General features: G+C 67.3%; 10 protein-coding genes. 6 read left to right on the top strand and 4 right to left on the bottom strand.

The window, feature by feature from the left end:
* From DTW89_RS18080 to DTW89_RS18060, 5 genes are all read left to right on the top strand, one after another.
* Window positions 1-441, top strand: a 441-nt coding sequence (locus DTW89_RS18080) for a DUF4010 domain-containing protein (RefSeq protein WP_114656945.1), incomplete at its 5' end; no start/stop codon positions are given.
* Window positions 442-539: 98 nt separating this feature from the next.
* Window positions 540-1958, top strand: coding sequence for an ATP-dependent RNA helicase DbpA (gene dbpA / locus DTW89_RS18075; protein WP_114656944.1), 1419 nt, complete (start codon window positions 540-542; stop codon window positions 1956-1958).
* Window positions 1959-2041: 83 nt separating this feature from the next.
* On the top strand, window positions 2042-2992 hold the full coding sequence (locus DTW89_RS18070) for a cation diffusion facilitator family transporter (protein WP_114656942.1): 951 nt from the start codon (window positions 2042-2044) through the stop codon (window positions 2990-2992).
* Window positions 2989-3456, top strand: a complete 468-nt coding sequence (gene dtd, locus DTW89_RS18065; protein ID WP_114656941.1) for a D-aminoacyl-tRNA deacylase — start codon at window positions 2989-2991, stop codon at window positions 3454-3456. Before DTW89_RS18070 ends, dtd begins: the two co-directional genes overlap by 4 nt.
* Entirely contained in the window at window positions 3453-3770 is a 318-nt protein-coding gene (locus DTW89_RS18060; RefSeq protein ID WP_114656940.1) for a YnfA family protein, read from the top strand. Before dtd ends, DTW89_RS18060 begins: the two co-directional genes overlap by 4 nt.
* Window positions 3771-3876: 106 nt before the next feature.
* On the opposite strand, the gene DTW89_RS18055 is transcribed toward DTW89_RS18060, so the two are convergent.
* The 4 genes from DTW89_RS18055 to DTW89_RS18040 form a co-directional block, all read right to left on the bottom strand.
* Window positions 3877-5136, bottom strand: a complete 1260-nt coding sequence (locus tag DTW89_RS18055) for an MFS transporter (protein WP_236637205.1) — start codon at window positions 5134-5136, stop codon at window positions 3877-3879.
* Window positions 5133-5870: a sulfite exporter TauE/SafE family protein gene (locus DTW89_RS18050; protein ID WP_201741038.1), complete on the bottom strand. Its 738-nt coding sequence runs from the start codon at window positions 5868-5870 to the stop codon at window positions 5133-5135. The genes DTW89_RS18055 and DTW89_RS18050 overlap by 4 nt, the downstream gene beginning before the upstream one ends.
* 150 nt (window positions 5871-6020) lie before the next feature.
* Window positions 6021-6479, bottom strand: coding sequence for an rRNA maturation RNase YbeY (gene ybeY, locus DTW89_RS18045; RefSeq protein ID WP_114656938.1), 459 nt, complete (start codon window positions 6477-6479; stop codon window positions 6021-6023).
* 39 nt (window positions 6480-6518) lie between these two features.
* Entirely contained in the window at window positions 6519-7520 is a 1002-nt protein-coding gene (locus DTW89_RS18040; RefSeq protein ID WP_114656937.1) for a PhoH family protein, read from the bottom strand.
* A gap of 82 nt (window positions 7521-7602) precedes the next feature.
* On the opposite strand from DTW89_RS18040, the gene ruvA reads away from it, so the two are divergent.
* Window positions 7603-8175, top strand: a complete 573-nt coding sequence (gene ruvA / locus DTW89_RS18035) for a Holliday junction branch migration protein RuvA (protein ID WP_114656936.1) — start codon at window positions 7603-7605, stop codon at window positions 8173-8175.
* Window positions 8176-8291 lie beyond the last annotated feature (116 nt).

The following is an 8291-nucleotide window of genomic DNA, read 5'->3' as shown; positions in this document are numbered from 1 at the left end:
GCTATGGGGTGGTGGAGCGGGCGGGGCACGGCGCACCGGCTGGCATCTGCACCCAGTGCCGAGGCGGCGCCCGGCGTGCTGCCCGATGCCCCCATGTTCAAGCTGCGCGACGCCTTGATCATCGCCGCCTTGCTCACGGGTATTCAGGTGGGGGTGCATCTACTCACGGCGTGGCTAGGCGACGCGGGCATGCTAGCAGGCGCCCTGCTGGCGGCCCTGGCAGATGTGCACGCAGCCACCGCAGCCGTGCTGGTGCGGGGCGGCCCGGACAGCGCGGCGGGGCCCGCCATCGCTTCGGCCCTGATGGCGGCGCTGCTGGTGCACGCCTGCAGCAAATGTGCCGTGGCACTGGCCAGCGGTGGCTGGCGCTATGCGCTGGCCGTGGCGCCGGGCATCGTGGCGCACACGCTGGCCTTTGTGGGCGTGTTCGCCCTGCAATAGCCACCAGGGTGCGGCTGGAGCGGCCACCTTGCGGCGCTTTACGGCCCTTTGGGGGCGCCGGCGTGCCCGCGCACAAGGGCGCACCGGATAATCGCCCCATGACCTCCAAAGAAAACCAAGCCAGCACTGACTTCAGCGCGCTGGCCCTGAGCCCCGCCACGCTGGCCAATTTGCAGCAGCTGGGCTATACGCAGATGACGCCCATCCAGGCGGCCAGCCTGCCCCCCGCGTTGCTGGGCAAAGACCTGATCGCCCAGGCCAGCACCGGCAGCGGCAAGACCGCCGCATTTGCCCTGGCGCTGCTGGCCAACCTCAACCCGCGCCGCTTTGCTGTGCAGGCGCTGGTGCTGTGCCCTACGCGTGAGCTGGCCGACCAGGTGACCAGCGAAATCCGCCGTCTGGCGCGGGCCGAAGAAAACATCAAGGTCGTGACCCTGTGCGGCGGCGTGCCGCTGCGTGCGCAAACGCTGAGCCTGGAGCACGGTGCCCACATCGTGGTGGGCACCCCAGGCCGCGTGATGGACCACCTGGAACGTCAGCACCTGAGCCTGGAAGCCCTCAACACCCTGGTGCTCGACGAGGCGGACCGCATGCTCGACATGGGTTTCTTCGATGACATCGTTGTGGTTGCCAAGCAGTGTCCCAAAGAGCGCCAGACCCTGCTGTTCTCGGCCACCTACCCCGAAGGCATCGCCAAGCTGAGCGCGCAGTTCATGAAGACCCCCGTGCAGATCACGGTGCAGGCCCAGCATGCCGAGGGCAAGATCGAGCAGCGCTGGTACGAGGTGAAAAACAGCGAGCGCCTGCACGCGGTGTCGCAGCTGCTTAACCACTTCCGCCCGGAGTCGTCGATTGCGTTTTGCAACACCAAGCAGCAGTGCCGCGACCTGGTGGGCGTGCTGCAGGCCCAGGGCTTCAGCGCACTGGCGCTGTATGGCGAGCTGGAGCAGCGCGAGCGTGACCAGGTGCTGGTGCAGTTTGCCAACCGCAGTTGCTCGGTGCTCGTGGCCACCGACGTGGCGGCGCGCGGGCTGGACATTGCCAACCTGGCCGCCGTCATCAATGTGGACGTGACGCCCGACCCCGAGGTGCATATCCACCGCATCGGACGCACGGGCCGGGGCGACGCCGAAGGTCTTGCGCTCAACCTGGTCAGCATGGACGAGATGGGCTCTGTGGGCAAGATCGAAGTGCTGCAGGGCCGTGAATCGCGCTGGTTCCCCGTGGCCGAACTCACGCCCACGGGCAGCGGCCCCCTGGTGCCGCCCATGGTCACCATCCAGATCATCGGCGGCCGCAAAGAGAAGATCCGCGCTGGCGATGTGCTGGGCGCACTCACCGGGGAGATGGGCTTCACCCGCGAACAGATCGGCAAGATCAACGTGAACGATTTCTCCACCTACGTGGCGGTGGACCGCGCCATTGGCGCGCAGGCTGCACAGCGTCTGAACCAGGGCCGCGTCAAGGGCAAGACGGTGAAGGCGCGGCTGGTGACCGATGGCGAATTCTTTGAATGAAATCGGCCTGTGGCGCTTTCTCATAAAGCGCAGGCAGCTATTGAATTGATAGTATTTGATCACCTGAGCCATCCACCAACGCCATGTCTAACTCTGCTTCTTCGCCCCGCCCCTGGCTCACGCCCCGCAACCTGTTGTGGGCCTCGGTCTGTGTGGCCGTGCTCACCATCGCGCTCAAAACCCTGGCCTGGTACGTCACGGGTTCGGTCGGTCTGCTGTCGGACGCCATGGAGTCCTTCGTCAACCTCGCCAGCGCAGTGTTCGCCCTGGCCATGGTGACGGTGGCGCAGCTGCCGGCCGACGACAACCACCCCTATGGCCACCACAAGGCCGAATACTTCTCCTCGGGTTTCGAGGGCATCCTCATCGTGGGGGTGTCGGCGGGCATCATGTGGGCGGCCGTGCACCGGCTGATGGACCCGCAGCCGCTGGAGCAGGTGGGCTGGGGCCTGGGGCTGTCGGTGCTGAGCTCGGCGCTCAATGGCCTGCTGGCATGGGTGATGTTCCGCACGGCGCGGGAGCACCGCTCCATCGCGCTGGAGGCCGACGCGCGTCACCTTGTCACCGATGTCTGGACCTCGGCCGGCGTGCTCGTGGGCCTGGTGGGCGCGGCGTTCACGGGCTGGCTGTGGCTCGATTCCGTGGCGGCCATCATCGTCGCGCTCAACATCCTCAAGGAAGGCGTGGAGCTGGTCTGGCGCTCCTCGCAGGGCCTGATGGACGAGGCCGTCGAGCCCGAGGTGCAGTCCACCATCGACGCCACCTTGCAGGGCTTCGTGCAGGGCCAGCCGCCCGGCGCGCTGCGCTTTGACCATGTGACCACGCGCCGCGCCGGCCAGCGCCGCTACGTCGATATGCACATGCACATGCCGGCCGACTGGACCTTGCACCACGCCGCCGAGCTGCGCGGCCAGGTCGAGCGCGCCTTGATGGCCGCCGTGCCCGGCCTGCGCGCCACCATCGAGCTGCTGCCGACCGATGTGGAGGCGCATTTTGACGACCGTCCTGACGACCCCAAGGATGCAGTGCAATGATCAGCGTCTTGCAACGCGTGCGCGAAGCACGTGTCGATGTGGAGGGCCAGACCGTGGGCGCCATCGGCGCGGGCCTGCTGGTGCTGGTGTGCGCCGAGCGCGGCGACAGCGAAGCCGAGGCCGACAAACTGCTGGCCAAGATCCTCAAGCTGCGCATCTTCAGCGACGACGCGGGCAAGATGAACAAGAGCGTGCAGGACATCGGCGGCGGCCTGCTGCTGGTCAGCCAGTTCACGCTGGCGGCAGACACGTCGAGCGGCAACCGCCCCGGCTTCAGCCAGGCCGCTGCGCCCGACGATGGGCGGCGGCTGTTTGACTACGTGGTGGAGCGGGCGCGCGCCCTGCACCCTGTGGTGCAGACGGGCCAGTTCGCCGCCGACATGCAGGTGCACCTGGTCAACGACGGGCCGGTGACCATTCCGATGCGCATGGCGCCAGCCACACCAGCCCACGCGGCTGCATGAGAACCTTCTTTCTCTACCTGGCCACGGCGCTGGCCGAGATCGTGGGTTGCTACCTGCCCTGGCTGTGGCTGCGCCAGCAAGGCCCGGTGTGGCTGCTGCTGCCGGCCGCTGCCAGCCTGGCGCTGTTTGCCTGGCTGCTGACCCTGCACGACACCGCCTCGGGCCGGGTCTATGCCGCCTATGGCGGCGTTTACATTGGCGCGGCCATTGTGTGGCTGTGGGTGGTGGATGGCGTGCGACCGTCTGCCTGGGACGTGGCCGGTGTGGCCGTCGCCTTGCTGGGCATGGCGCTGATTGCCTTCCAGCCGCGCTGAGGGGCGTCCAGCCGCCATGTCCGGGCGTTCCGCCGCACGAGCGGGCGGGTTTTGGTTCAAAAATGAGAGCTGATAACGCTTGCCATGTAAGCGTTAGAGTCGATTTTCATGGGTTTTTTGCTGCCACCAACGGTGACTCCGGCAGCCACCGGAAACCCATCGACGCCAGCGCCAGCCAGCCCGCGATGGCCAGCATCACGGCGGTGTGCGGGTCGGTGCCGCGCTGCGCGGCCCAGGTGGCGACGATGCCGGTGAACCACTGCATCAGCGCCACCCCCAGGAACATGGCCATGGTGAAGGCCGAGAGGGCGCGGCCCGTCAGCGCGGGAGGGTAGGAGGCGCGCACGTCGGCGTACTGCAGCACGCCGTAGCCCGACAGCAGACCCATCAGCAGGATCAGCGCCACGCTGGCGCCCGTGTGCTGGCGCAGCAGCGCCAGCGCTACGAACAGCGCGGCCATCAGCAGTGAGGCGTTGGCGATCCAGGGCCGGCGCTTGGCGGTGCCGGGGTCCAACCGGCCCGACAGGCCGGGAGCGAACAGCGCGATGAGCGACAGGGCGAGCGCGACGTTGCCGCTGTCCACCAGCGTGAGGTGGAAGCGGTCCATCAGCAGCGGCGCCAGCCACAGGCCGCGCAACGACAGGAAGGCGGCGTAGCCCGACATGCCCAGCAGCAGAATGCCCCAGGTGTGGGGCAGGAGCAGCAGCTCGGCAAAGCCGCGCAGGGCCTGGCCCCAGGTTTCTTGCGCGGCGGGCGCTGCGCGCAGCGGGGGCTCGTGCACGCGCAGATAGATCAGCAGCCACGACAGCGCGCTCAAGCCGGCCAGCACGGCGTATCCGGTGCGCCAGCCGCCGTGCTGCACCAGCCAGGCGAGCGGGGTGCCGGTGAACAGCAGGCCCAGCCCGCCCACGCCCATGGCCACGCCCGAGATAAAAGCGAAGCGATCCGCCGGAAAGTGCCGCGCGATGAACAGCGTGCAGGCCAGGAAGGCGGGCGAGCAGCCCATGCCGATCAGCAACTGGCCCGCCATGAGCCCGGCATAGCCAGGCGCCAGCGCGGAGAGTGCCGAACCGGCAATCGCCAGCGGAAAGGCTGTGAGCACGGTGCGCCGCAGGCCGTACAGGTCCAGGCCCACCCCCATCAGCAGCTGGGCCACGCCGAAGGACAGACCGAACAGCCCGGCAAAGGCGCCGAGCGACTGGGCGGACAGCCCGAATTCCGCCGTCAGCCCCTGGGCCAGGATGGCGGTGGTGGTGCGGAATGCCTGGCTGAGCGCGAAGCCGCTGAGCAGCGCCAGCAGCATGACCCAGAGCGCGCGCTCGTCCGTGGGCCCTGGGCTGGTGGGCTGCGTGGTGTGCTTGTTCACTGCCGCCAGAAGAACAGCCCGGCCATCACCAGGCCCGTGGCCACAATGCCCCAGCGCAGCACCGGCGCGGGCAGCTTGCGCGCCACGCGGGCGCCGCCGTAGCCGCCGGCGGTGGCGGCCAGCATCATCATCAGCGCCTGGGGCCAGTGCACCACGCCGCCTGCGGCGTAGATGGCCACGGCGATGGCCGTGAGCAGGGCCGAAACCCAGTTCTTCAGCCCGTTCATGGCGTTGAGGTTGGTCTGGCCCAGCAGGCCGAACAGGGCCAGCAACAGAATGCCCAGCCCGCCGTTGAAGTAGCCGCCATAGCCCGCCACGGCCAGCACGCCCAGGGTGGCCCGGGCAGTGGAGGGCTTGCCGCCCGCCAGGCGCGCGCGCAGCCAGGGGCCGAAGGCAAACAGCGCCGTGGCCGCCAGCAGCAGCCAGGGCACCACCTTGCGGAAGGTGGCGTCGGGCGTGACCAGCAGCAGCGCCGCACCGGCGGCGCCGCCGATCAGCGAGAGCACCACCAGCAGCCGCATCGACAGGCCCGGCGGCGGGGCGGTGTCTTCACGGAAGCCCCAGGCCCCGGCGATGTAGCCCGGCAGCAGCGCCACCGTGCCCGTGGCATTGGCCGCCACGGGCGGCACGCCGGTGAACACAAGCGCGGGCAGCGTCAGAAAGCTGCCGCCTCCGGCGACGGCGTTGAGGGCGCCGGCGATGAAGGCGGCGGTGAGCAGCAGGGCGGTTTCCAAGACATCTCCTCCAGTCCCAGGCCTGGGAAGCAGCCTGGAATCATTCCTGCGATCTTAGGTGTGAATTGTCGGAATATTGCCCTTGATTGGCTCTAAAAAAGTGGGCATTGCTTTGCCGGAATGTGATGGGTGCGCCACGGGTCGAGGGCCTTACCTGGCGTAGGGGTCCGCAAACCCCAGCTCCTGCAGGATGGCGGTTTCGTAGGCTTCCATTTCCTGCGCATCTTCCTCGCTGGTCTCGTGGTCCCAGCCCTGGGCGTGCAGCGTGCCGTGCACCAGCAGGTGGGCGTAGTGCTCTTCCAGGCTCTTGTTCTGTTCGCGCGCCTCGCGCTCCACCACGGGGGCGCAGAGCACCAGGTCGGCGGTCACCAGGGGCTCCTGCGTGTAATCGAAGGTGAGCACGTTGGTGGCGTAGTCCTTTTTGCGGTAGTCGCGGTTCAGTTGCTGGCCTTCTTCGGCACCGACGATGCGCACGGTGATCTCCGCATCGGTGGCCAGGGCGTGGCGAATCCAGCGCGTGACCTTGTGGCGCGGAAGCACAGCGCGGTGGGCGGCGACGCCATCAAAGCGGCCGAATTGCAGTGACAGGGAGAGGGTATTTAGGGTCATTTATGCCTCTAGCGCTTATGGGGTAAGCGCTTGCAGCTATCAAATAAGGAGTTTTTGCGAACCTGGAACCTGTCTAGTCTGCGCGGCTGCGCGGCTGCGCGCGACGGGCGCCCGGCGCGGTGCGTCGTATGCGTCCACGATGCGCGCAACCAGCGGGTGGCGCACCACGTCGGCGCTGGTGAAGCGGGTCACGGCAATGCCCTTGACGCGCTTCAACACCCGCTCTGCATCGACCAGCCCGCTCATGGCGCCCTTGGGCAAATCGATCTGGCTTACGTCGCCCGTCACCACCGCCCTGGCGCCAAAGCCGATGCGGGTGAGAAACATTTTCATCTGCTCGGGCGTGGTGTTCTGGGCTTCGTCCAGGATGACGAAGGCGTTGTTCAGCGTGCGCCCGCGCATGAAAGCCAGCGGAGCGATCTCGATGGCGTTGCGCTCGAAGGCCTTTTGTACCTTGTCGTAGCCCATCAGCTCATACAGCGCGTCGTACAGCGGGCGCAGATACGGGTCCACCTTCTGCGCCAGGTCGCCGGGCAGGAAGCCCAGGCGTTCGCCCGCTTCCACGGCGGGGCGCGTCAGCACGATGCGCTGCACGGCGCTGCGCTCCAGCGCATCTACGGCGCAGGCTACGGCCAGATAGGTTTTGCCCGTGCCCGCGGGGCCGATGCCGAAGGTGATGTCGTGCGTGGCGATGTTTTCAAGGTAGAGGTTCTGCGTGGGCGTGCGCCCGCGCAGGTCGGGCCGGCGGGTATTGAGCACGATGGCCCCCTCGGGCGCTTCCACCAGGGACTGGTCGCCCGCCAGCATGAGCTGCAGGTAGTCTTCAGTGATGGGGCGCTCGGCCATTTCATACAGGGCCTGCAGCAACTCCATGGCCTGGGTTGCCTTGGCTTTGGGGCCATCGACCTTGAACTGCTCGTGCCGGTGCGCAATGCGTACCTGCAGGGCCACCTCGATGGTGCGCAGGTGCACGTCGGCCGGGCCGCACAGGTGCGTGAGCCGGGTATTGTTGTGGGGGGTGAAGGTGTGGCGCAGGATCACGCGGATAATTCCAGTCAGGCAACGGAAAACACGGCAAGAAAGACGGCGCTGCAATAGGTGCGTGCGCCGGCAAAGGACATCCATGATAGGCAAATTGACCGGCACCCTGCTGGAAAAAAATCCACCCGAGGTGCTGCTGGACTGCCACGGCGTGGGTTACGAGGTGAATGTGCCCATGAGCACCTTCTACAACCTGCCCGCCGTGGGCGAGCGGGTAAGCCTGCTCACACAGTTCATCGTGCGCGAGGATGCGCAGCTGCTGTACGGCTTTGCCACACCGACCGAGCGCCACGCGTTTCGCGAACTCATCAAGATATCGGGCGTGGGGCCGCGCACGGCGCTGTCCATTCTCTCGGGCATGGGCGTGGGCGACCTGGCGCAAGCCATCACGTTGCAGGAGGCGGGCCGCCTGGTCAAGGTGCCGGGCATCGGCAAGAAAACCGCCGAGCGGCTGCTGCTGGAGCTCAAGGGCAAGCTGGGCGCCGACATGGGGGCGCATGCGCAGGTAACCAGTGATGCCCAGGTGGACATTCTGCAGGCGCTGCTGGCGCTGGGTTACAACGACAAGGAAGCGGCAGCGGCGCTCAAGGCCCTGCCGCCGGATGTGGGTGTGAGTGAAGGAATCAAGCTGGCCCTCAAGGCGCTGGCTAAATAACCCCTAACCAAACGGATTCAGGACGACGTAGCCATGAAATTTCGACAGTCGATGCAGTGGGTGTGCGTTGCAGGTGTGGCGCTGCTGGCGGCCGCTTGCGGCGGTGGGGGTGGTGG

Source organism: Acidovorax sp. BoFeN1 (assembly GCF_003345135.1).
GTDB classification, from domain to species: domain Bacteria; phylum Pseudomonadota; class Gammaproteobacteria; order Burkholderiales; family Burkholderiaceae_C; genus Acidovorax; species Acidovorax defluvii.
The sequence above is the reverse complement of the archived record's forward strand: the minus strand, read 5'-3'. Positions and strand labels throughout refer to the sequence as shown.